Origin of the sequence: Klebsiella sp. 2019SCSN059 (assembly GCF_021739525.1) — a bacterium.
Classification (GTDB): domain Bacteria; phylum Pseudomonadota; class Gammaproteobacteria; order Enterobacterales; family Enterobacteriaceae; genus Klebsiella; species Klebsiella quasipneumoniae.
Genome location: NZ_JAKKOM010000034.1, coordinates 13,975 through 36,976 on the forward strand (window position 1 = coordinate 13,975; position 23,002 = coordinate 36,976).

The 23,002-nt window shown below is 42.8% G+C and carries 18 protein-coding genes; 13 read left to right on the top strand and 5 right to left on the bottom strand.

What is annotated here, in order from left to right; all coding sequences use genetic code 11:
• The first annotated feature begins 2 nt into the window (after positions 1-2).
• The 4 genes from L2I46_RS24180 to L2I46_RS24195 are packed head-to-tail and all read left to right on the top strand — an operon-like array spanning position 3 to position 4,840.
• Positions 3-473, top strand: coding sequence for a hypothetical protein (locus tag L2I46_RS24180; protein WP_014839953.1), 471 nt, complete (start codon positions 3-5; stop codon positions 471-473).
• Between the two features lie 2 nt (positions 474-475).
• A complete protein-coding gene (locus L2I46_RS24185; RefSeq protein ID WP_024266363.1) occupies positions 476-1,327 on the top strand; it encodes a protein DsbC in 852 nt (283 codons plus the stop codon).
• A 9-nt stretch (positions 1,328-1,336) separates the two neighbouring features.
• The gene (locus L2I46_RS24190; RefSeq protein WP_014839952.1) at positions 1,337-2,074 is read left to right on the top strand and encodes a TraV family lipoprotein; all 738 of its coding nucleotides are present in this window, start codon (positions 1,337-1,339) and stop codon (positions 2,072-2,074) included.
• 48 nt (positions 2,075-2,122) lie between these two features.
• Complete coding sequence (locus L2I46_RS24195; protein WP_017901057.1) at positions 2,123-4,840, top strand: TraC family protein; 2,718 nt, start codon at positions 2,123-2,125, stop codon at positions 4,838-4,840.
• Between the two features lie 28 nt (positions 4,841-4,868).
• Here the strand turns inward: L2I46_RS24195 and L2I46_RS24200 are convergent, their stop codons facing one another.
• Genes L2I46_RS24200 through L2I46_RS24215 form a run of 4 tightly spaced genes read right to left on the bottom strand, consistent with a single transcriptional unit; the run spans position 4,869 to position 7,253 of the window.
• The gene (locus tag L2I46_RS24200) at positions 4,869-5,285 is read right to left on the bottom strand and encodes a hypothetical protein (RefSeq protein ID WP_014839951.1); all 417 of its coding nucleotides are present in this window, start codon (positions 5,283-5,285) and stop codon (positions 4,869-4,871) included.
• The gene (locus L2I46_RS24205) at positions 5,257-5,757 is read right to left on the bottom strand and encodes a hypothetical protein (protein WP_014839950.1); all 501 of its coding nucleotides are present in this window, start codon (positions 5,755-5,757) and stop codon (positions 5,257-5,259) included. Before L2I46_RS24205 ends, L2I46_RS24200 begins: the two co-directional genes overlap by 29 nt.
• Positions 5,744-6,460: a hypothetical protein gene (locus L2I46_RS24210; protein WP_025999326.1), complete on the bottom strand. Its 717-nt coding sequence runs from the start codon at positions 6,458-6,460 to the stop codon at positions 5,744-5,746. The genes L2I46_RS24205 and L2I46_RS24210 overlap by 14 nt, the downstream gene beginning before the upstream one ends.
• Positions 6,450-7,253: a metallophosphoesterase gene (locus tag L2I46_RS24215; protein ID WP_014839949.1), complete on the bottom strand. Its 804-nt coding sequence runs from the start codon at positions 7,251-7,253 to the stop codon at positions 6,450-6,452. Before L2I46_RS24215 ends, L2I46_RS24210 begins: the two co-directional genes overlap by 11 nt.
• Positions 7,254-7,970: 717 nt before the next feature.
• Here L2I46_RS24215 and L2I46_RS24220 point away from each other — a divergent pair.
• The 8 genes from L2I46_RS24220 to traN all read left to right on the top strand — a co-directional run bounded on the left by L2I46_RS24220 (position 7,971) and on the right by traN (position 19,937).
• On the top strand, positions 7,971-8,429 hold the full coding sequence (locus tag L2I46_RS24220) for a hypothetical protein (RefSeq protein WP_014839947.1): 459 nt from the start codon (positions 7,971-7,973) through the stop codon (positions 8,427-8,429).
• On the top strand, positions 8,410-8,808 hold the full coding sequence (locus L2I46_RS24225; protein WP_125316040.1) for a hypothetical protein: 399 nt from the start codon (positions 8,410-8,412) through the stop codon (positions 8,806-8,808). Before L2I46_RS24220 ends, L2I46_RS24225 begins: the two co-directional genes overlap by 20 nt.
• A complete protein-coding gene (locus L2I46_RS24230; protein WP_017901053.1) occupies positions 8,796-9,332 on the top strand; it encodes a hypothetical protein in 537 nt (178 codons plus the stop codon). Before L2I46_RS24225 ends, L2I46_RS24230 begins: the two co-directional genes overlap by 13 nt.
• Positions 9,333-9,459: 127 nt before the next feature.
• Complete coding sequence (locus tag L2I46_RS24235) at positions 9,460-13,701, top strand: Ig-like domain-containing protein (RefSeq protein WP_014839945.1); 4,242 nt, start codon at positions 9,460-9,462, stop codon at positions 13,699-13,701.
• Between the two features lie 138 nt (positions 13,702-13,839).
• Positions 13,840-14,364 (top strand): signal peptidase I, encoded by a 525-nt coding sequence (gene lepB / locus L2I46_RS24240; RefSeq protein WP_014839944.1) that lies wholly within the window; start codon positions 13,840-13,842, stop codon positions 14,362-14,364.
• Entirely contained in the window at positions 14,351-15,712 is a 1,362-nt protein-coding gene (locus L2I46_RS24245) for a TrbC family F-type conjugative pilus assembly protein (RefSeq protein WP_014839943.1), read from the top strand. Before lepB ends, L2I46_RS24245 begins: the two co-directional genes overlap by 14 nt.
• Complete coding sequence (gene trhU / locus L2I46_RS24250) at positions 15,709-16,746, top strand: IncHI-type conjugal transfer protein TrhU (protein ID WP_014839942.1); 1,038 nt, start codon at positions 15,709-15,711, stop codon at positions 16,744-16,746. Before L2I46_RS24245 ends, trhU begins: the two co-directional genes overlap by 4 nt.
• A gap of 14 nt (positions 16,747-16,760) precedes the next feature.
• Positions 16,761-19,937, top strand: coding sequence for a conjugal transfer protein TraN (traN, locus tag L2I46_RS24255; RefSeq protein ID WP_024266358.1), 3,177 nt, complete (start codon positions 16,761-16,763; stop codon positions 19,935-19,937).
• Between the two features lie 39 nt (positions 19,938-19,976).
• Here traN and L2I46_RS24260 read toward each other — a convergent pair whose 3' ends face one another.
• The gene (locus tag L2I46_RS24260; protein WP_024266357.1) at positions 19,977-20,828 is read right to left on the bottom strand and encodes a hypothetical protein; all 852 of its coding nucleotides are present in this window, start codon (positions 20,826-20,828) and stop codon (positions 19,977-19,979) included.
• Between the two features lie 271 nt (positions 20,829-21,099).
• On the opposite strand from L2I46_RS24260, the gene L2I46_RS24265 reads away from it, so the two are divergent.
• The gene (locus L2I46_RS24265) at positions 21,100-22,899 is read left to right on the top strand and encodes a UvrD-helicase domain-containing protein (RefSeq protein ID WP_024266356.1); all 1,800 of its coding nucleotides are present in this window, start codon (positions 21,100-21,102) and stop codon (positions 22,897-22,899) included.
• Positions 22,900-23,002: the final 103 nt, after the last annotated feature.

Consider the following 23,002-nt stretch of genomic DNA (forward strand, 5'->3'; position numbering starts at 1 on the left):
ACATGACTGAACCAAGAAAAGATGATGACACAAATGACGCTGATTTTGAAAAAAGTGAAGTTGAAAGTGAACAGAAAAAGATGACATTTTCTGTCTCATATTCATTCATCGAAAAGACAGTCAAAGTCATCATAGTTGCCGCTGTCCTGACATGCATTGGGCTGTTTATCGGTAAGCACCTTAATAAGGGGACCAGCCTGTTTAATGACAGTGTGAAAATTGCTGTTCTTAACCCTTCGGCATTAAACGAACAGTATTTAAAGGCACATAACGGAAATAATGAAGGCTACCTTCCTTATATCCGCAAGCTTATGGCGCTGTACAGGGCGCGTGATTTCCTTGTTCTGGATATGAGTTACGTCATTACGCGGCCATCAACAGTAAGTGAAGTTGCTTACATAAATGAGTCCGAACTTGAAAGTGAGCTGACTGAATTTGGCATAGACCCTAAGTATTTTGAGGGTAAGCAGTAATCATGAAAAAGTTACTTTTCAAATCACTTGCGTTTATTGCACTGCTCAATTCAGCTCATTCTATTGCCTCTGATAAATATGATGCTGACGCGGCCGCGTTAACCCGTGCAGCTGCTGACAACGGACTGGCTTTAAATCAGTCACAACGCGGATTAGTCAGCCAGCTTGGTTCTTACAAACCAACTGATGCAATCTACTTACCGACTGGTGGGATTTTCTTGTTTGAGGATCAACGTAGTGGTCTCACACTAGTTACCACTACGGGCCGTTACTCTTTTTCAGAAGGTAAGGCTTACGATGTGCTCCGAAAAAAACAGGTACAGTCGATAGCTGATATCCGGGAAAGTTACTTTCTGCCGTTGAGCGAAGCACCGTTTAAGCCTGAGGATGCCTTTACTATCCAGTTCGGTAATCCTGCCCTTAAACGTCAGGCGGTTATCTTCATTACTCTTGATTGTGCTGATTGTATTAATTTCCTGAAAAAGATGAATGAAGACAGGCAAGCAGTGCGTTTTGATATTGTCATCCTACCGAGTCCCGGCGAAGCGGCTAAACGTGTTAAGCAAATGTGGTGTTCTGTAAAAGCGGGGAAGGTATCTAATTACGATATTCTTCAGTCGTTATTAGGTAAATCACAGGATATAAATAGCCGTCTTATCCCTCATGAAAGCCTGAAAGATTGTTCAGTAGAACCAATCGTAACTGGTTTATATCTGGCCTCTGTCTATAACGTTCAGGGGATGCCTTCTGTGATCCGTGAAGACGGACTTTTGGGCAATGGCTTACCGACTGATTATAAGGGATGGTTGAAATTGAATTTACAACCGTTGCTTAAAAACCCTTTTGATAAATAAGGCGTACATATGAATAACATCACGAAATTACTCATGTCTGTTGCTGCGGTGACTACTTTATCTGGTTGCATCGGTCAATCTGAGAGCTCATGCCCGGGTATTGAAAAAGGCGTTCTGTGTATGGGCCCCCGGGCAATTATGGAAGCCACTAACAATCACGACGATCTAAAGTATTTAAAAAAGGAAGGTGATGGGGGAAAGCAGGATATTGCGGATAGTAAGTATCCAACATCCTTAACTCCACCGCCAGGCGTTCAGTACCCACAAAAACCAGTGGTTAGCACTGGCCCTAAACCGTTGTTCTCCGGAACACCCCAGCCGGTGAAACCACTGACAACGGCAAGTTATGTGTCGCAACAGCAGGTACCAGCAGGTAAAGGCCTGTATTCAGAGTTTGACGGTAAGCCTGTAAACCCAACGCTGAGCTCATATCAGGAGCGTCAGTATCAGGTACAGGGGACCCGACAGGCTGTTATCGCTCCGGAACCTCTGGCCGTGTTAAGGCAAGGGAAGGTCATGCGTGTTCTTATTGCACCTTACACTGACGATAACGACGCACTTAACCTCCCTGGTTATGTATATGTCAACGTCAAACCTCAAACGTGGGTTGCTGGTGATTCAGCATTGAAAAACCCGGCCCGAATTGTGCCGCTGGAAGTTCAGGATAGCGCTCGTAACAACATGCAGCAGCAGCAACGCAGCACTAAAGGCGTAACGGCGAACGGAGTCACCGGTAGTTCTTTCTAGCCGATCCAATGAATGTATATAGAGTTCCACGGAATGTAAGGAAAAAGTATGAACAACTCACGTCTCGCAAAAGAACTGGAAAGATATAACTTAGGTCACTTCATTCCGGTGGTCGACAGAATGGTGGATGCGCCTTATTTTTTGCTGGAAGATAATGCAGTAGGCTTCTTTTTTGTCTGCAACCCGTCACCTGGATTATATGATAACCAACAAAACCTGATGACGGATCTGTTTAAAATGGATTTCCCTGCTGAGTCCATTATGCAAATGACATTGACAGCGTTACCTGATGTCAATACTTCATTGTCCCGATGGTTACGCCGACGCGGTAACAGAATGGGGGGGCGGGATAACGAAAAAGCTGACCTGCTGACTGTATACTCACTCGACTATCTGACGAAAAGCCAATATGATCCGTTGAAGGTTGCTGATGGTATAAAAATCACTCAGGCCGATGAGTTAAAGCTCAGGAATTTCGAATTATGGGTAACCGTGCGGATACCTATTAAGGGTTTCTCGCCAAGCGAATCCGAAGCAATGCGACTCGATGCACTGTTTAAAGACCTTCTGGCAAAACTGAAAGGGTTAACCCTTTCTCCAATTATAGGTGACGCTGATATGTGGTTATACAGCGTTGATAAAATATTGAACCCAGGCAAAGACTCCAGATGGAAATATGGCGGTCTTGAATCCAGTTCATTAATGCCACTTAACAAACAGGTCAACATTCCAGGCCGGAAGTATGAGGTAGGGGAAGATTATTTTTCCTCATTGACCTCTGATGGTGATGAAACGGCTCAGCGTTATTTCAAGCACCTGTCTATGACTAAATTTCCTGAATATGTCAATTTTGGGGCCATTTATGAGCTCGTGGTTGACTGGATGACTGGAAGTAAAACCATTTTTTCACCATTCATTATCAATTACTGCGTCCAGTTTCCATATCAAAAGAAAATACAGAAAGAATATCTGCGTTATAAGGCAATTACAGATAACCAGTCAAAAATTCCAATTGTCCTAAAATATCTACCTCGTCTCGCCGATATGGATAAAGATTACTCGGCTTTGACAAGAGAGCTGGAAGATAAAGCAAAATTACTACAGACGTACATGACATTTATTGTCATGGACAACACTCTGGAAAAAGTGAAAACGGCTGCAAAAAGTCTGATGAGCTACTACAGTGAGAAAAAAATAATTGTAGCAGATGACAGTTATATTTGCTTCTCAGGCGTAATGTCAGCTTTACCGTTATGTAATGACCCATCTACATTCAGAGATATGGATCGTGGAGATGTCATGACGAACACGGGCGCTGCTCACTTAGCTCCTATTTTCGGGCCGTGGAAAGGAAACTCTGCGAATCCGGTTATACCCTTTGTAACACGCGAAGGGCAGCTGGTCATGATTGATATTTTTGAAACATCTGCTAGTTACAACGTATGCGTAGGCGCAACATCCGGGGCAGGTAAATCATTTGCAGCAAACAACATTATTCTTAACTATCTGTGTTCTGGTGAGCATATAAACCCGCTCTACCATTTTGATGATGTGCGTCAAATACTTACTTCCGACAAGTTCGCTCCACCGCTGGATCTGAATGGCAAATTTAATGCGTCACCAGATGGCGCTCAGGTGTTTGTCGTCGATATAGGTCGCTCATATCAGGGTCTTGCTGAACAGTTTGAAGATTCCCAGTTTATCGATTTTGGCGTTGATGCTACTTTTTCTCTTAACCCATTCGCTTTTATGGTTAAGAAATACACTGGTGATGAAAATCTGGATGGAATCGCGAAAGGGGAAGATGACACAAACAAGGAATCGGATCTGATTTCACAAACTATTATGGTTCTTAATCAGATTAAATTGATGGCATCCAGTAGTGGTAATATTACAGATTACCAGGAAGCTGAAATGCTTCGCCTAATTATAGAAGAGGCTAAATCACCTGAGGATAATTATTTACCATCTGTCACCGGGTTTGCCATAAAGTGTAAAAACCACTCGAAACAAGAGATTAAAGATATTGGTGTGCAGTTGGGGCCGTGGTGCGAGGACGGTATTTATGGGCGCAGGTTCACCACATCATTGCCACCAATTGATTTTGATAGCCGGTTTATTGTACTTGAGCTGGAAGAGCTTAAACCTACCCCTCATTTACAGTGGGTTGTGCTGATGTCGATTATTCAGGCTGCTCAACATGCTATGTTTATTAAGAAGGATGGACGTCGGCGGTTATTCATTCTTGATGAAGCGTGGGAATATATCGGTGAAAGTAACGGTGATGACGCTGCTGTGAATTTCTTTACGAAATTCCTTGAAGCAGCATGGCGTCGTTTCCGTAAAACAAACTGTGCTGGTATCTGTATTACACAGAGCTTCGAAGATTTCTACAAGTCTCCAATTGGTATCGCAATTGCCAACAACTCGCCATGGAAATTTATCATGAAGCAGTCACCAGAGGCGATTGATTCCATGGAGAAGAACAAATACATTTCAGCATCCTCAGCAGAGTACGAAAGAATGAAGTTGATCAGGACTGAAAAGTTTGTTTTTTCGGAGATTATGATCCGTTTTGAGAATGTACAGCAAATCGTACGTCTTTATGTTGACCGTAAGATGGAACTTTGTTTTACAACTGACCCGGCAGACCGTCGCAAAATCTGGGACCTTATTAGTGACGGATATACATATGCGGAAGCAATTGACAGGGTTTACGAAGAAGAACTGATTCAGTTAGGTGTGAAAACACGGCAGGTAGCTTAAAAAGAAAAGGGGCGCTAAGGCCCCTTTTTTATTGCAGGATTACTGGTTGTGACATTACTGGCCGCAAATCAACAACTACTTTATCCCGAGCTTCATCGATATTTACACCTAACGGATACTCTCCCGGAAGAGCGCTTGTGACCACAACCGGCGGACTGTTCGTAAAGGCTCTCTCTGCTGTTGGCGCTGGTTTGTAAATCATGAGGGCTACATTTCGGTAGTCTTTATACAGGATACCGAAAGTCTTTCCTTCCTGCGTATCTGGTATCTCCACTTTAACGGGAGTCACACCGACTCTTTCCTTTGTAATCACATTAATGACCGCTGCACCCTGTGGATTGGAATCAATGGTGTAGGTAAAGGCCCAGGTTGGGACAGTTGTCATTGCTAAAGCGAATGCAGCTACGCTTATTTTCTTAATTCCACGAGCTATAAATAACGTCATTATATTCCTCATTTTCTTTTGCAGAAGTAAGTTTAAACTGCATCAACACTTCGAGAGGGACAGGTGTATCCTTTTTATTCCTGGATAACCCATTGAATTTATTGTTTACGAAAATCATCTTGATATCATCTGTATAGCACAGACCTAATAATGCAATGTTAGGAACCATATAGGTACTGACTGAGGCGGGAGGAATGAGTAACTCCTCTTGAGACTCATACCCGCATCGATTACCGTATAATGACAGTTTGTTGACAGTCATAAACTCATTATAACCATTTTCAATTAGAACATAGACTTCTATTCCAGCATTAACTACGCGGACAGTATAATTGCCTGAGACTTTTCCGGGCATATCAATAGTTTTAACAGGGCTATAGCTTATTGCAGGAAGCGTTTTATGCCAGCCCGGTGACTGTTGACATGCGGTAAGAAATAACGCGGCCAGAAGCATCAGGCTATTTTTTAACATGAGTCTCTCCGGAAATGCTTATAATTATTTGTTCGCGTGGATAGGCAATCAGTTTTCTAGTGAAGTATTGCGAACCTGCCAGCATATTGTTTCGTGAAATTATGTAGATTTCCTTATCAAAATTCACGGATGTAAATTGATTGACTTGTATTTTATAAAATCCTGTTTTAAGTTTCTTTATGTTTTTAAAATCCGATAAGCCAGTTACTTTGTCTTTGCTGGTCAGTGTTTTTTGCACTGGAGAATTTTTATAATCAATTATTTCTGTCAATTTTGCAGCGCTTATTTCTTTACCTGGTATAACGGTAAGAGCTTTGGGGGTGTCTTTCCCAATGATGTAGACCACGGGAATGAAATCATAGAATTTCGCGCCTTCTTTAATGTGCAGTATAACGTAGCTGCCTGGTTCTACCCAAATCAGATCTTTGCCTTCAGATGCCAACGTTGCGTGTCCATTCTTAACAATGACAGAATAATTAACTTCTGGTAGCGAAAGGATTAATGGGAACGATGCCGCCTGATTGCTAATCCGGATGTATTTCGCATCGTCGACTTTATTCTTAAAATAACTCGTTTTGCCTTTTACGGTTTCCTGGTGCTGGTCAACAATAACATCCGAACTGAGCTGAAGCTGAGAATCGGCCATAACATTACCTGCGGTGGGTAGCAACAAGAAAAGACATGCTAAAGCTCTAAAATTCATAGCAACTCCCGGATTCTGTTTCGGTAATGTCAATAAATCGAATTTTGAAGTCCAGTGGTGCAGCTGATAACCCATCCCAGTTGTTAGGGAAAAGACAAACAGTGGATTTAGCTAATGCAGCCTCACCTTTGAAAATCTGTCCTATGTGATCGGGTTGATGCGCACCTAAAACGACAAGTGATATGCCTTCTATTGAATTTCCTGATTCAAGGAAATACCGGCTTCTGGTGATGTTGCTCGCCATAATTCGAAGACTCTGATTATCCATTTTGTTTAAGGTAGCTATGATATCGCTCCAGTCCCGGCCATCCTGAGGGATATCGGAGGAGCCGATTATGTAATTACCAAGCCTTGTTTTGAGATTGATGAACAGTGGGTAGTCGATTTTGTAAATATCACGCTCAAGCAAAATTTGATCGTATGAGTCATGCCAGCTACCACCTAAACTTCTCCAGTGTTTACGAGTATGCGTATCTGGAAAGTACCGGAAGCTTTTCAGGTTCTTTTGAGTGATAGCATCAGTCATAAGCATTTCATGAAAACCTACCACCGTGAAAAAGTGTACTTTTCTGTCACCAAATTTTTTATAAACAACCGCTTCAAGCAGTTGGGGGGCAGACGGGCCCCAGTCAAATAAATTACCGGTTGTTATAATAACCACTTCATCGCCGGGCCGTGTCAGTTTTGAAAGCCCTTTGATTAATAATTCAAAGTGACCAAAAAGGTCACTGACGATTAGAATCCGTCCAGTGAAATCATTCAGGTCAATACTTAGATTTGAAAGAATAGTCATTTATCACCTCTGCTAGATCATACCTTTATGCGTGCGGAGATGAGGTCGCCAGCGAGCCAAAATGCTCTTTTTTTACTATTTTTTTTCATGACATAGTCAGATTTCTGTAAAAGTGACTTTTTTAGCTATTTATGAGAATCCTTACTAAGTAGAGTGAAAACAGGCGTGGCTAAAAAGTTATCAGAGGTCAGACCCCTTGTGCGTTGCCTTCATTCTCCGTCAGGGTTTAATCGCTCTCTTACTGGCACATCAAACGATAAAGAACCGAAGAGAAAGCATAACGTTTTGTATCGTCATGTAAGTTTAACGTGTTGTTTTACAAGGCGGTACATCAAAATCAAAGCGATGCATTTCCTGAATGCTTCAGTTTAAGGTCTCGCTATTCAATCCCAGTCCCAGTTTCTAATACGGGTTAAATTAGGCCAGTTCTGAAAAAAGTGACTTTTGTTGCATTTAAAAATGTGTCTTTGGATTGATGATTTTGTTGAACAAGTGAATAATACGTGCCATTTGCTGGTTTCAGCTCGTTTACGTTGAGCTTTTGAGTTTAAAAACTTCGAGGGATGGTTGCTTACATGTTAAGCTAAGATTAGATAAACCTATAGAGTCAGTGCGAAGGTTAAATTTTTTTACTCGCTCTGGTTAAGGTAGGAGCAGTCTGTTTTTGATATGATTTTTAGCAACACACTATCCATCAAAGCACATGAGTAACTACAGATGACAGATGGCATGATTTACCATGGGGTACGAAAGCAGGAACTTCTCAAGATTATTGAGCGTTCTGGCTTAAACTTCGAAGAAGCTGCCAATACATTTGGTTTTGCTGATAGCACGCGAAATCCACTTTCATTGATTCTGGATGGGTATTTTATTCAGATAATTCCTATGGCACGTGAAGGTCACGACTGGGAAATAGCACCAGTAGATACTGTTATCCTATCTATTATTATCCCCCCTTCGCTTGATGATGACCCAGACGAAAACACTATGACTATTATGTCAGATTGTGGAGTCGCTGAGTTTGAGCTTGAGGATGCCGGTACCAGAATCAACAGAATGATAACATTTGTAGGTGGAGCAACAGCAGAGAATTTTCTACATCAGCTTAGGATTCTTTACATTACTGCTTGCCAGACCCACGGGGGATATGATGAAGATGAAGAAGGTGAGTATTAAAATAGTTAGTTTATTCATAATTCCATGCATTACTCTTCTAGGTATTTATTTAGTAACTATGAATAAACCGGACCTGGTGAGTTTCAAGCAAGATTCGGTTCATGCCGTAAGTCTGGCAGGTGCTGAAACCAGTTTGAATTTTCAGGTTGTTGACGAAAAAACAATAATGATTAACAACATCCCTTCGGTCGTTAAAAAAAAGTACAATAAAAACCTTAGTGCTAATGAGGTTCCTCCCGGAGCGCCTTCGGGAAATTATCTAATGCTTGAGACCAGCGCTTATATCATCGCGATGAAGCAATCTGGGGGAAACACCTACATTGGCCTGGTTAAGGATTTAATTAACGAAGGTGAGGGAAATATCTGGTGGAAACTCTAACTCCTTATGACTCTCCGCAAAAAAAGTTCAGAAATGAAAAGGTTTTTAATTCTGGTAAATCAGCGCTTGAGCTGAATTTTTCTGAGTCCAATGATGCTGTCAATCTAATCCTGGCTGGACCACTACAATCCAAGCCGGGTGCATTTGACTGGACGGGTCAAAAGGTCTTTTCAACAAAGTTGAGTGACGATGAAGTGATCACCTTGTGCATGGCATTCCTTCGCCTTACTCATGACGCTGTCCTTAAAGATAAGAAAACAAAGCACCTGAACAAGCAGGTGTACAAAAACGTAAAAGTTACTTTTGATGGCAAGCCCACTGCAGTGCTTGAGGCTGGAGTCGTAGCCATTAACAGGGATGAACGAGATGCAAACTTTATACATAAAATTAGCATTGCACCGGCCGCATGCCTTCGGTTAGGTCTTTTCCTCCTGTCCGTCATACTGGCACGAAATCCTGGTGTTCCTTCTGACACGCTTTTAACGTGTATGCGTCTTAATGCCAACGCGCAATTTCAAAAGTAACTTTTTCGGGTCCCCCTTTCAGTTTTCACGAAATTTCAAAAAAAACACTTCTCTTAATTGGGAAAATACACTGTGTTCATAGGATACAGTAGGTGCAACTATGGCATAACTACGTTCAGAGCGTTCCATGACTAAAATTAACAAAATCTCTTTGCTGATGTTCTGTTCTGTGTTCAGTGCTTTTTCAAACGCAGAATCGATAATGGTTTCTGGAACACTGGAAACGTCATTACCTGATGTCAAATTTTCGACCAGCCCAGCTGTAAATACTGCATTCGTAAAACAAAGCACGGTGACTGCCATTCCGGTTTCGGATGGTTGCGACGTTTCTTCTGATCCCAATGTGAAAAGTACCACTGGTAGCCTTAAATGTGTGTTTGAATGGTTGCCTAATAACTCAGGTATGCCGGTTGCCAATGGATTTTCTCTAAAAGGTATTCCTGCGATAGCTGGTGATATCAAACTGCCCTGGCAAATCGCCTACTACTCGGGGACAGAAAGAGAAAAAGTCATCGTCAGGGAAGGGGAGTACATCTTCAAGACTGTTGCCCCAGTCGCGCCTGTGATTTCAACTATAAAAGGTTCAATGAGCAACGGCTCTACCGGTCTATCGCTGACTTCATACATTAAAAATGAAACGCTCTCGAATATTGATATCACCGTCGAACCGCGTGACTATGATATGGTCGCTTCTGTCGGCTCCGGAACCTCATGCGCCATTGCTGCTGGTGCATCAAAATGTACCATTACGACCGGCAGTGTGGGTATTACCGATGGAAGTTCAGATTTCGGCACCAGGGATGTAGGTGTTACCTTAAATTCATTCAATAATTACTTCTCACCACCCGTGACGTCTAACGTCAGACTAAGCTGGGATTATCGTGCTCCAGCGGTAGATACCACTTTCTGGAACGTTTCTAAAGAAGCTCGCGCATTCAAAGTCGGCGATAAAGATATCTACGTTGCTCCCCAGACGATCGCTGTCGCTGTTTCGGTACCGGCCCGGTCAGATACCAGTGACTGGTGGAAACCGGCTGCAATGTCGCTCACACTTGCACCTGATGGTAGTTTCTCTCCAACCACAAAAGTTACTTTAGATGATGGTACGGAGCTAAACTTCAACAAAATCTGGTCATCACCATCCCGCCGAACTCTTCAGCCGGTTGCCGGGTACCAGGAAGTTGCGGGTAAATTTGTCTATTTCTTTGACATAAGCGATCTGGCTAGCGCGTCTTACAATGCGACGTATTCTGTCTCGAATACAGCGGGTAACGACTCGAACTACACAGAGCCTGAAGCAAAACTTATTCTTTCTGATGAGCCATCTGTTTCCGTCTATAAGGAGGGCGCAGAGCTTGTTAAGCGTGATCAGGTTTACTTCCTGAATGAAATCGTTATTGCTGCATTCCAGGGTGAAGAGGGCGTGGCCGATATCAAGAGTGTCGTCATTGACAATGTCATGGCTTCCTACAGCCCGACCAACGTCAAAGGGATCTACCGGTTGCAGGCGATGCCGTCACTCGAAACAAACAAAGTCCATACTTTGACGGTTGTGGCTGAGAACGTTAACGGTATATCGAAAACGTATAACATCGATTTCACCTATATGCCGATGACTTTCACGCTGAAGTCCATTGACTCTGCATCCACAATTTACAGTTACGTGCGTCCTTATACCTCACTGGTTACACAGCTATCAGGGAATACTTGTAAGATTTTCTCCACTGAGGAAGATGCACAGGCGCTCCTGAGCCAGTTCGGTACAGGCGTTTACGGCACAGCCTGTTATGTTCAGTGGAACAACGTTCCATCAGGTCTCGAATTTTACTCGAAATCTAAGGCGCCAGGCCTGACAGGTTACTTCTCTAAAGTTGGCGATAACGTCCTTGACTACAACGTCTATGTGATTAATACAAAAGGCTCCAAAGCCCTAGCCACCCATAACCGTAAAACGCTTAATGCCGTTGAACCGTTTGCACCGGAGATTTCCTACAAACTAAGTAAAACCGTAGATACCCTCGGTAAGAATACAGCTCTGGTTTACATCACTGGCGGGGACGCTGCTAAGGTACTGGCAAAATCAGTTCCTGCAAACATTGTCCTTACGACTAAGGTAGAGGGCCAGGACGCTAAAACTAAAACCTACAAGAATAAGTCGGGGGGTGATACACCGGTCACTTATTCTGAGCGTATAAAGGTCCCGGCAGCACCTTTGTGGACGCAAACGAATGTCAATATCGATGCGGCCTATGAAAATGAAGCCAGCATAAATTCATCCAGTGTGCTTAAGGTTTATACAGTTCCTAACTTCGGTATTCGTGCCTACATGAAGGTTGAAGAGCGTAAATCAGCGACAAGCCTCAAGGTGCCGGTGTCGGTTAACATTGGGCAATGGAATAACAGTTGTAACTGTACATTGTACGATGCTTCCACTATGGGTAACTGGGATGTGGTGGTGTATAAAGTCACTTCCAAATGGGTGACTGATCAAGAAACCGGTAAAGATGTATCGGTATCAGAGCGCACACCACTGACAGGTAATCTGGCCGTCAACTCTGAGGGGATTGCGACTGGTGAGCTCAACATGGATGATCTGACACTGGGTAGCCACCGCATTATCGCCGTTGCAACGGTTCGCAGCCCGTTTGAAGATTTTGTTCTCAAACGTGAGACGTCAACAACCAATATAAGGGTTTATAAAGGGGCTGACCTCGAAGGTGGTCTGTCTAAATCGCTTATTGTCGGCCGTGTTCCTCTGTCGGCAATGGTTTCATTCAGGACGAAAAGTACCGATGATTATGATTCCCTGAGCCCAACTGAATGGCAGATTTCCAGTAACAATGGTTCGACCTGGAACACGATTGAAGATATGACGGGTCTTCGAAGCGTCAGTATTAAACAAAAAGAGGTTGGTAAGTGGCTTTACCGTGCCAAACTGACCAACAAGTACACCGGTAAGGTCTCCTATACCGATAATCTCACAGTCGTTGCGTACAGAGAGCCGAAACCGGTTATTTCAGTGGGCAAGGTTCTTGAGGGCCACAGCATCCCGGTAACACTGACTGACAACAATGAAGATGTACAGGGCAGTGCAGTTGAAGTTCAGTGGTCCGAGGATGGAGAGGAATGGACTGAGGGCGGCGTGAAATACATGATCACGTCCTCTGAGGTTCCAAAATATATCTTTGCAAAAGTACGGTATACCGAGACCGACGATATGGCCGGGACATCGGCATGGAAAGAAACCAGGGCCCGAGTAACCGTCATTAAGCACAAGAAATTGTCTGTTAGGGTCGATGGGAACTCGCAGGTTGAGGTAGGTAAAAAAGTAACTTTGCAGGGTACCTATACGAACCCAAATATCGAGTATTCATCTGATGCTAAGGTTGTCGAGGAGTGGGTGCTCCCTGATGGCAGCATTAAACAAGGTGGTCTGCTGGATACTGTCCTGACCGAAGACATGTTAGATGCCCGTGGGTATGCAGCCTTTACCTATCAGGCCTACATGCCGGAGGCACAGGACAGGACCATTGCGAAACGTAAAATCAGCGTGAAATCCTGGGTATACAAATTCCCGCAACCGCGCCTGAATACAAAACTGAAATACACCATGATCCCCTCAGAGCTTGCTGTATCGGTCTCTGACGTGGATGTATCTTATCCGGGTGTTGTGTTCACCCAGGACTGGCAGTACAACAAAGATGCGATGACGCTGTCCAGCGACAATAACGGTAACAAGGTATTCCAGGTAACAAAATCAGGTACCCATACACTCACTTATGTCCTGAAGGATAACCGGAATAATGAGGCCCGGGTTGATTATACTTTCGTCGTGAACGAACAGAGCCCGATGGAAATAACGGTTAACCCGAAATACTCCAGCAAGTTTATGAGGGCACCGTTGGATCTGTCCATGAGGTCAAGTGTGAAGCTGGCCCACTCGGCAGACTCAATTGATAATGTAACCTTTAAGCTGAATGGTAAGCCTGTTGATGGTGGGAAAAACTACTGGTCACAGACGTTTGAGAACATCATGGAAGGCACATATAAGCTTGAAATGGACGTGGTCAGTAAGCAGGGCCAGAGAGGGGTTGTCACGGTAGACTTTGACGTGATACCGAACACCCCGCCGACCTGTAACCTGACATACACTGAGACCCCGCTGAGCTGGTCATTTACATCGAAATGTAGTGACCCTGACGGTAAGATTTCCAGTTATGTCTGGAAGGTAAATGGACAGGTTCGTGGTGTGTTCGGAAGCACTGCAACACTGTCCAAGGCTCAAAACAAAGGTAAGCTGGTGGTTTCTATCACGGCATACGACGACAGCGGAGATACGGCGACAAGCTACATTACTCTGAATAACTAGCCTGAGCCCTTAACAACTATAGCCCCTGAAACAGGGGCTATTTTTTTTGGGTAAATCATTAAAATCATCCTGTTATTAAGAAAATGGTTTTTTTCTTTGGGGCATAATATTCAGAAATAATCAATCAGGACCCATCTTATGTTGATGTCCCTAAGATATCTTTCTCCGCACCAAAGGGGTTTTTTAAGAGTAGATAAATCTCTTATTCTGCACCTTGTGATCATAGCGGTATTAACGCACCTGTTCTTTTCACGCTTCACCCTGGGCCACGGGCTACTGTACGGCTGTATTCCTGCTGAGTATTACATGGTGGATAACCATGATAAGAGTTATGAAATTGGGGACATGATTAACTTCACCATGGACAGAGATGTTCGATTCATTAAACCAGGTGATAAGGTAATAAAAATCGTTGCTGGTAAAGGTGGGGACAAAATCCAGATTACAGAAACATTCGTCAAAAACGGAGAACGTATTTTCCCGGTGGACGGCAGACGTATTGCCAAAAAATATCAGATTGACTCGCAGACATTGAACCGTGAAATTACGGTTCCCGCAGGTCACATTTTCGTTGTAGGCCAAACCGATTACTCATGGGATTCCCGTTTTTGGGGAACAGTACCAGAAACGACAATCACAGGAAAAGCATATGCCGTATTCTGAATGCCTTAAAAAGTTACTTTTTTGCTACCTTTTAGCCACCCCTCTGTCATATGCAGATGACGCGATTAACCCTTCGAAACCGCAAAGCATGGAGTCTATTGTCGGTACACCTCGATACAATCCCAGCTCGGTTTCTGACAGTGTTCGTGCAGTAATAGAGCACACTGGTAAGATGCGTGAATCTAATGCAATGAGTGATATAGCGCAGGACATTAAAAAGAATCAGCCTACTGAGGCCTATGCAGAAGAAGCCGACACTATCAACAATTCGAAAAACCAGACAATGCGAACCCAGTCTTCTAACGTTGAAAAAATGTTTGGGAAGTCGGGTATTACGGCACAGGATTTCGAACGTAAATTAGATAACAACCGAAATGAAGAGCTGTCGACAGATAACGGGTTAACAATTTTTGCATCATTTAGTATGCCAGACTACGTATTAAATGACCTGATAAAGACGGCATCTGAGAATAAAGCACGTGTTGTTTTCCGTGGACTTAAAGATGGGGTAGATAACCTCATTCAGATGCAGGTAGTTTTGAAAGCCTATATCGCCAATTCAAAAGTTAAAACAGAGCCGTTAGTAACCCTCGATCCAGAAAGCTTCACCCAGTACGGTGTGAAAGAAGTTCCTACGATGGTTTACAGAAAAGATGATAAGACCTACAAAATCAGTGGTTCTATTAACATTAAATATTTCATGAAACAGATTGAGGAAGATCCAGACAGGACGACCTTCCCGGTGACAGCTCAAACATTCCCTGTTAAAGAGAAAAGCATTATTCAGGAACTCGAAGAAAGAAGCAGCAAATATGACTGGGAGGCGGCAAAAAGAAACGCCATTAAAGACACCTGGAACAATCAGTGGATGGCATCACTTCCCGTTACTGATGAAAATAAAATCTGGTACATCGACCCGACTATTCAGGTTAACCAGGACATCAAAGACAACCAGGGCAACCTGCTGGCCGCAGCAGGGCAGCGAGGCAACCCGCTCGCACAGTTCCCGCAAAAACTGACGATGATTATCTTTGATCCAATGAGCTCTGAGCAGCTCGACTGGGCAAAAATACAGTTTATGCATCGTTTTGGGGAAGGTAAGGTTATGCCTATCTTTACTCGTCTGAAACGGGATGACGGCTGGAAACACCTTGAAGAGCTACGGGGTCAATTTTACGGCCAGATGTACAAAATTAATCCTGAAATCATTAATCGTTTTCTCATTAAAGCCACACCATCAATAATTTCAGTTGAAGGGGCCTATTTTAAAGTCCAGCAATTTGCTCAGGCAGATGTGCGTGAATATACCCGCGTAAACAAACAATCAGAGAAAGGAATTGCGGAATGATTAAAAAGTTACTTTTGCCCGCATTTACTGCCCTTATGCTTTCTCTGGCGCTCCCTCGTATGGCAATAGGTGCTGAAAACGGTAGTGGTATTTGTCAATCAGCTGGCGTATGGAAAGGGCTAATCAAAAATATTTGCTGGAGCTGTATTTTCCCTATGAGAATTATGGGAGTAGGTAAAGCACCAGAAGGAGCAGCCCCTTCAGAACCTGTTTGTTTCTGTACTGACCAGAACGGGGTTCCTGAGGTTGGCTGGCAGCTTTCGTTCTTTCAACCAGTAAAAATGGTTGAAGTAGTTCAGTCCCCGTGGTGTTCACCAGTTCTCGAAGGTGTAAGCCTGCAGGCATCGAGTTTTGATATGGGCAAAGGCGCTACCAATAAACCGAAAGGTGGTAACGAAGCGGGGTTTTATGATGTTCATTTATGGGAATTCCCGATACTGGTCATGCTAAAGCTTCTCATCATGGGGGATTGTACGGCCGAGCCATACATTGATCCGTCTCTGACATATATAAGTGAGGTAGACCCTCTTTGGGAAAATGACCTTCTTACGCTCGTTCTGAATCCAGAGGCTGTAGTGTTTGCAAACCCTATTGCTTCTATGTGGTGTGCAGCAGACTGCGTCAAAGTGACTGCAGGGGCAGATAACTTGAGTGCACACTTTTGCGCCGGATGCGATGGCAATCTATATCCGTTAACGGGCCACGTATTTGCGAACGACGATTCAGTCAGAGTTTCATCTTTGCTGACACAACGAATGATAACAAAACTTCACAGACAAGGAATGCTGATGCAAACGATGGGTAAGGATGCGATGTGTGAGCGAGGATTTAGTTACTTCATGCCAAGATCGCAATATCGTTTGTCGATGTTATACCCCGTTCCGGAAGCAGAAGGGCCTGAGTGTTGCCATCGATTAGGTGATTCAGTCCATGACTGGTCCACTAGAAAAGGCGGGCGTAAACGAATAGGTGTTAATAACTACGTATATATGCTGTGGAGATATAATGACTGTTGCGTTAGATATATCCCTTGATAACGGTAAAACATATGAAAAAAATTATTTCTTTGATTTTATCCGTATCCATAATAACTAACACACTGAGTTGGGCATATTATGTCACCCTGATAAACATGGTATTGACCCCAAGGGTTTATGCCGCAAACGAAATATATGAGAGTCTTGAAAATACCTTTGACCTAAGTAACCCCGCTGCAAACAGAACCGCAACGGTTACGACAGATAATATTCTGGAAAAATATAAGAGTAGTGAAGGGGGTTCATACACTGAGAAACTGAATTCATACGACAACACTGGCTCTTCAAGTGTTGATATGAGTAAGTACAGTGGTAAGCAGTTTTCTAATGAGGATGTATTAAACTTTGCAAAAACAGACGGAGCTGATATAGCAGGAACAGTTTCACTTCCAAAGATGAGTGGGAATAACATAACAATTAATGGAACTGAAAATGGAGGAAAGTTACTTTCCCGGAATGAAGATGGAAGTATATCAATTAAACCTAACCCTAATGCTGGTGGCAGAATAACGGGCACCAATACGGCTGAAATGTACAGTTCAGAGCAAAATAATGCTGATGTTCAGTTTAATGCAGATGACAGTTATGGGGATGAGAAGGGGTTTGTAGAGGATATTAAAAACAGGAAAAGTCAGCTTTTTACAGCAAACAGCTATGACGGCCAGGCCTACCGGTCGCTGGTGTCTGCTACCAAGTCGAATCCTATACCTAATATTTCACCAAATGACCCTATGTTCACGAGTGGAAGAAGCGAGATTGCCAATGCAGCAGCCGGAACAGGGCAGTGGCTACAGAATTGCTCAACGCAGACAACTACTTCAACAATTGACAAACACACTCCAGATTATAAGGAGTATTACTGTAATGCACCTAAAAAGGATAATTACAGCAGTTGTACGATAACTCGTGAATTTAGTGTTCCTGTATACATTTCAGGAGGAAATGGCGACCTAAGCGTATGTGGTGACAATTGTATAAGAGTCTGGTTCGGACGACATGGTGATGACTATTTTGATGAGGGCGTGCATGAAAATAGTATGTCACTTCATTTTCACCAGGATGCTGTCATTAAATCTGCCAAAATAGTTTCTGCAGAATGGGATGATCACATGCAGGTCAAAATAGATAACACCCAAATTTTCGCACATATAGATGGTGAATATCGTGATCCGGGTTATGGTTCGCCAAGAAATGGTCTTGAGAGAAAAACATCAAATAAACTACAAGAGCCTATTGATGTTACTGAACAAGTCAAAAAATCAGTATACGATGAGTCAGACAATGAAGTTGAAATGTCATCCACTGTATGGGTAGGTGGTAAAGGCGAAGGGTATTTTGAAGTAGAATTGATATTTGAAAATATTAAACTTGAAGACAAACACATACAAGAACCAGCAGGGTGCTATGAAGCTGTAAAAAAAACAGACTCATTTTGTCGCTTTGATAGATTTAACGATTTGGATGTTGGAACAAAACGACTACCACAGTCTATTCTGCAATATGCGTCACCTCTTTATGACGGAGACACAAACAATATAACCTGGAAAACAAACCTAGAAGGTTATTTCTGTGACCCACTAGGAAAAGAAAAATTATGTCAGTATGACGCATCAGGTAATATCTTGAAAGATGCTGATGGGAATGATGCCTGTTACAACTACGATGATATAAAGACCATGCCAGATGCATGCTCCAAATACTCCACAAACTCGTCGTGTTCGATGTCAAAACAATCGTGTGCAGAAGGATGGTTCGATGAAGGCACGAATCAATGCTATATGTATGAACAAAAATGGACTTGCGATGAAGGCACAACAAGAACCGTTACTATTACTAATGAGTCTAATACTTGCATAGGTATGATCCCATGTTCTGGTGGTACGTGTAATACTGGTGCAAATGAGGAAAATAAAGATTTTGGAAAAGTTGTTGCCTACACAAGCATGGTCCAGAATATGCAGGGTGACGCAATGTGCAGCGACCCAAATGATTCAAACTCCTGCATTGTTTTTTCTGGTGAGAAGCAATGGTGCGGTCGCTCTGTAGGTTTTGTTAATGGACTCGCAAAAACTGACTGCTGCGAAGCTCCTGAAGGAGCAGCTGGTAAGCTTGAAGCCATTATCCTGGCAGGTACCATGTTGAGAAATACAAACTGGAGTAAAATCTCAGCTAAGTTGACGACCTGGACTGGAGGCGAATCCGGTACCTGGGCCTCTATGACTAATTCAGTAGGGCAATGGACGTCCGGAGTATCGTCAAGTGTGGGTCAAATGTGGCAACGAGTGACCGAACCCCTGACGTCAGTGTATGAGTCAGTTACAGGCAACGTTTCTAAACTGATTGGATCAACCACAGTAGAGGGGGGTGGTTCCGCAGCCGCAACTGAGCTTACCAAAGACGGGTTACAGACTGGAGGACTCGCTGCAATTAAACAGCAGTTAATGAATAAAGCTTACGACATGTTACCCGACGCAATTAGGGACTTTGTTTTTGATAAAACAGCAAGTGCAGCCGGGCAGGCTGTTTTTTCCTCAGCTGTTACCAACTTTATGTTGGCCTTGAATGTTATTGGTTGGATTTATACAGCTTATCAAATAACAAAAATGCTTCTCGAAATGCTTCTTGCCTGTGACCAAAAGGAAATGGAGGCATCAATACACAAGAATCAAGGAGCATGTTTTGTAATTGATACCGACCGTTGTGTTAAATATCTGAACGTTGGATTCACAAAGAAATGTATTAAAAAAGCAACTGATATGTGTTGTTACAACTCGTTATTATCGCGAGTTATAATGCAGCAGGCTTATCCTCAATTAGGTATTAATCCCATAGAAAGTGGTTGTGTAGGGTTAACCATATCTCAGGTTCAGCAACTTGACTGGGATAAAATAGACATGACTGAGTATATTGAGTCTGCCGTTGTAGCAGGGGAGGTCCCCGATGAATATGCAACATTTACAGAAAGCTCAGTTGCTAACATGGGTCCTTATAAGAACGACAATGCACAGTTACCTTCTGAAAGAGCATTAGAGTCAATGGGTGGTGATGTCAACATGACAAAAGCTAGGGAAGAGAATACGCAGGCTTTGAAAGCAGAAAATGTTGACTGTTCATACTTACCAAGACCAGCAATCTGCGATGTAGGTTCAGTTTACACGGACCCTATTACCGGAGCTATTATCAAATAACCATCTGACCGGGTATAGCCCGGTCAGATTATAATATTTTTAATCAATGCCTTTTTTTAAAGGGAATTTTTTATATCCTAAACCACCCTTGATAAAGTAATATTCTCCGCCATTTATAGATACACTTGCATAGCCCGGGGCCGTTTTTGGTGTTTGAGGCATTAGTGTAAACCCAGGGAAACCAGTGGTATCAAAAGATAGTCCCTTCACCATAAAGTAGACATATCGTATAACTGTATAATTACCAGCTTTCATATGTAATTCATCTAGTTCTGACCCAGTGGCTGGACGGATTACTTGATACTTAAAGAAGGTTGTTCCATTACTACCAGATTGCGGTACTTCAGTTTTAGTCTCACACGTATCCCAAGGCCCCATAAAGGACTTACTTATTGTACATTCAGAAAGAGCTTTGATTTGTTGTGAGTAAGTAGCATTGTTTAGTTTAGGATGATCTTTGATAGCATCGATAATTATTTTTGCCCCATTTTTTACAAGTGCCGAATCATTGTATGGAAGTTTAGTTGGGTTTGGCACGAAAACGACAAATTGTGGGGTCTGGATGTATTCCGCATCTGCTTCACTATAAAGTGATGCGGTAAACATCCCAATTCCAGCTTTGAGTCCGCCGGTGATAGCTCCTGTCGCCGTGTTCAAAAGCATTTTAGAGGCAAGCCCCTCATCGACGCCTCCAGAGGCATTCTCAGCTTCTTCGACGTTTACCTGAACCCCAGCCAACGAATACGCGTTTACTGCTAGGGATTTCTGAGGATCTGAGTGCCAGTAGACGTCATGCATTTTAGTAAACATGCGGTTTTCCGGACTGGTTGGTTGCGTAGCACAACCTGCAAGAAGTGTGCAAGCCAATACAGTGGTCAGTGTCTTTTTCATTTAAGTGTCCCAGTGGTTTATTTAATTTTATTATTCCATATAAAATTCATTGTGCAAGGGGGTATTTTTTGTTCCAGCTTTGTTTTTGTCATAAACAGTGAGAGTTTATAAGAGTGAACTGAGTTAAGATTGATCTTCTTATGTGCAAGTTAATTACAGATGAGCAAACATTAAAATGAATAAAAATTGACAACCTTCTTAAATAGACACTATTCCCAAAAAAATCCTCCTGATTGTGTCATGATAAACACTTGGAAATATAGGAGCTAAGATGGCATCGAGTACTGAAGAACAAGACCGTGTTATACGAAACATGGATAAAAACACTATGGTTATAGCCTGCCCAGGAAGTGGGAAATCATTCACGATGAAAGAAGGTACAAAGTCCATTTTTCAGCGCCATCCTTTGGCAAGGGTTTCTCTAGTCACCTTTACCCGGGCAGCGACAGACTCATTAAAAAATAGCCTCCAGAAAATGATAGAGCCTAAGTTTATGAGTAGGATAGAGGTAGATACTTTCCACGGGTTTATAAAAAAAATGGTTAACCAGTCAGGCTGGAACGGTGGGCTGCTGATTGGTCACAAGCAAATGGCAATGGTTTCCCGAGTTCAAAAACACCTTAACTACCATGAAGGTGTCTACGACATTATGCCATTCATTGACGGGATTGGTCGTGAGCTGAACCCAGACATTATCAGGATTAAATATACACGCGAACAGGTGGCCTTCTACAACGAGTACATGAACTTTTGCAAAAAGGATAATGTTGCTGACTTCAACTCACTATCAAAGTATGTAGTGGGCATGTTGAGTGCCGACAAGATGAGACCATTAAGCATCACGCATCTGATTGTTGATGAAGTGCAGGACACCGATAGTATTCAATTTACCTGGATATCTGAGCATGCAAAGAGGGGAATCAACACAACGATTGTTGGAGATGATGACCAGACCATCTACAGTTTCAGAGATGCCGGTGGTGTAAAGATTTTTCGTCAGTTTGACAAAGCATACAACCCTAACGTTTTTCACCTGACAAAATGTTTCAGGTGCGCTCCGCTGATCCTCAAGTATGCAGATACCGTTATCAGGAAGAACAAGGCCCGTTATGAGAAGAGCCTCGTTTCTGGCAGAAAAGGTGATAAGGGGAAAGTAACTTTTATACGGTCAGCTAACGCTGAGGACCAATTCGATGTGATTAAGGAGCTGGTGGAGCGAAACCCTCATGACTGGGCAATCCTCAGCCGAAACAACACAACCCTAGACAAGATGGAAAGCTACCTTGAAATGCCTGTAACAAGGATAGGGGGTAAATCATTCTGGGAAGGGTTAGAGCCAAGTAACATCCTTCACCTGTTCTCCTTTTTCCGACAGCCTGGCAACATTGGGCTGATGAAAAGAGTGCTGTCCTTTTTCAATGAGGATGAGCAAATTCTGGATATGGTCTGGAAAACCATGAGCACCAGAAAAGTAACTTTTCAACAAATTGACCTCCCTCATGATGTATCTGTTCTTACAAAAACGCTTCATAAGCACATGGTATCGATGATGACAGATACACTGATAAAAGAAGAAATTGAAGACCGTTTTAAAAAAATCAAAGATTGGCTGGGGATGGCCGGTTACAAGATGTCGAATACAAAAGGAGACCCGTCTGTAACCCGTATCTCTTTAATGTCCTGTTACCGATGGGCCATAAAAGATGGATGGCTCAAGATGCTGAATATTGCAGCTGGAATGACCATGGGAAGTAAAAAGGAAACCAGTGAAACAGAGCAAAACGGGATCTGCCTCTGTACGCTTCATGGCTCAAAAGGACTCGAATGGAAAAAAGTAATCATCATTAACTGTAACCATGATCAAATACCTTCACCGAAGGTTATTGGTGAGGAAGGAATAGAAGAGGAGAGACGTTTGTTTTTTGTTGGGATGACCAGGGCAGAGCTAGAGCTTTACATTACCTGGAATGGCAAACCATCAGAATTTATAACTGAGTCGTTCCCTAAAGTTGTTGAGTTATCAGAAGAAAATGCAGTTATCGAGGGTAATGAAGATTTGTGTTTACAATGAAACACGAATGATGTATAAACTTCTCAATAGATTTACTTTTAATACCTTTATCTCTTCTAAGATATCCATAAATGGATAGCTCAATTTTGAGTTTCGACACCAG

What these genes read in the sequence shown, in the direction of transcription:
- L2I46_RS24180 (WP_014839953.1), top strand. Translation starts at nt 3, where the DNA reads ATGACTGAACCAAGAAAAGATGATGACACAAATGACGCTGATTTTGAA.
- L2I46_RS24185 (WP_024266363.1), top strand. Translation starts at nt 476, where the DNA reads ATGAAAAAGTTACTTTTCAAATCACTTGCGTTTATTGCACTGCTCAAT.
- L2I46_RS24190 (WP_014839952.1), top strand. Translation starts at nt 1,337, where the DNA reads ATGAATAACATCACGAAATTACTCATGTCTGTTGCTGCGGTGACTACT.
- L2I46_RS24195 (WP_017901057.1), top strand. Translation starts at nt 2,123, where the DNA reads ATGAACAACTCACGTCTCGCAAAAGAACTGGAAAGATATAACTTAGGT.
- L2I46_RS24200 (WP_014839951.1), bottom strand. Translation starts at nt 5,285, where the DNA reads ATGACGTTATTTATAGCTCGTGGAATTAAGAAAATAAGCGTAGCTGCA.
- L2I46_RS24205 (WP_014839950.1), bottom strand. Translation starts at nt 5,757, where the DNA reads ATGTTAAAAAATAGCCTGATGCTTCTGGCCGCGTTATTTCTTACCGCA.
- L2I46_RS24210 (WP_025999326.1), bottom strand. Translation starts at nt 6,460, where the DNA reads ATGAATTTTAGAGCTTTAGCATGTCTTTTCTTGTTGCTACCCACCGCA.
- L2I46_RS24215 (WP_014839949.1), bottom strand. Translation starts at nt 7,253, where the DNA reads ATGACTATTCTTTCAAATCTAAGTATTGACCTGAATGATTTCACTGGA.
- L2I46_RS24220 (WP_014839947.1), top strand. Translation starts at nt 7,971, where the DNA reads ATGACAGATGGCATGATTTACCATGGGGTACGAAAGCAGGAACTTCTC.
- L2I46_RS24225 (WP_125316040.1), top strand. Translation starts at nt 8,410, where the DNA reads ATGAAGAAGGTGAGTATTAAAATAGTTAGTTTATTCATAATTCCATGC.
- L2I46_RS24235 (WP_014839945.1), top strand. Translation starts at nt 9,460, where the DNA reads ATGACTAAAATTAACAAAATCTCTTTGCTGATGTTCTGTTCTGTGTTC.
- lepB (WP_014839944.1), top strand. Translation starts at nt 13,840, where the DNA reads ATGTTGATGTCCCTAAGATATCTTTCTCCGCACCAAAGGGGTTTTTTA.
- L2I46_RS24245 (WP_014839943.1), top strand. Translation starts at nt 14,351, where the DNA reads ATGCCGTATTCTGAATGCCTTAAAAAGTTACTTTTTTGCTACCTTTTA.
- trhU (WP_014839942.1), top strand. Translation starts at nt 15,709, where the DNA reads ATGATTAAAAAGTTACTTTTGCCCGCATTTACTGCCCTTATGCTTTCT.
- traN (WP_024266358.1), top strand. Translation starts at nt 16,761, where the DNA reads ATGAAAAAAATTATTTCTTTGATTTTATCCGTATCCATAATAACTAAC.
- L2I46_RS24260 (WP_024266357.1), bottom strand. Translation starts at nt 20,828, where the DNA reads ATGAAAAAGACACTGACCACTGTATTGGCTTGCACACTTCTTGCAGGT.
- L2I46_RS24265 (WP_024266356.1), top strand. Translation starts at nt 21,100, where the DNA reads ATGGCATCGAGTACTGAAGAACAAGACCGTGTTATACGAAACATGGAT.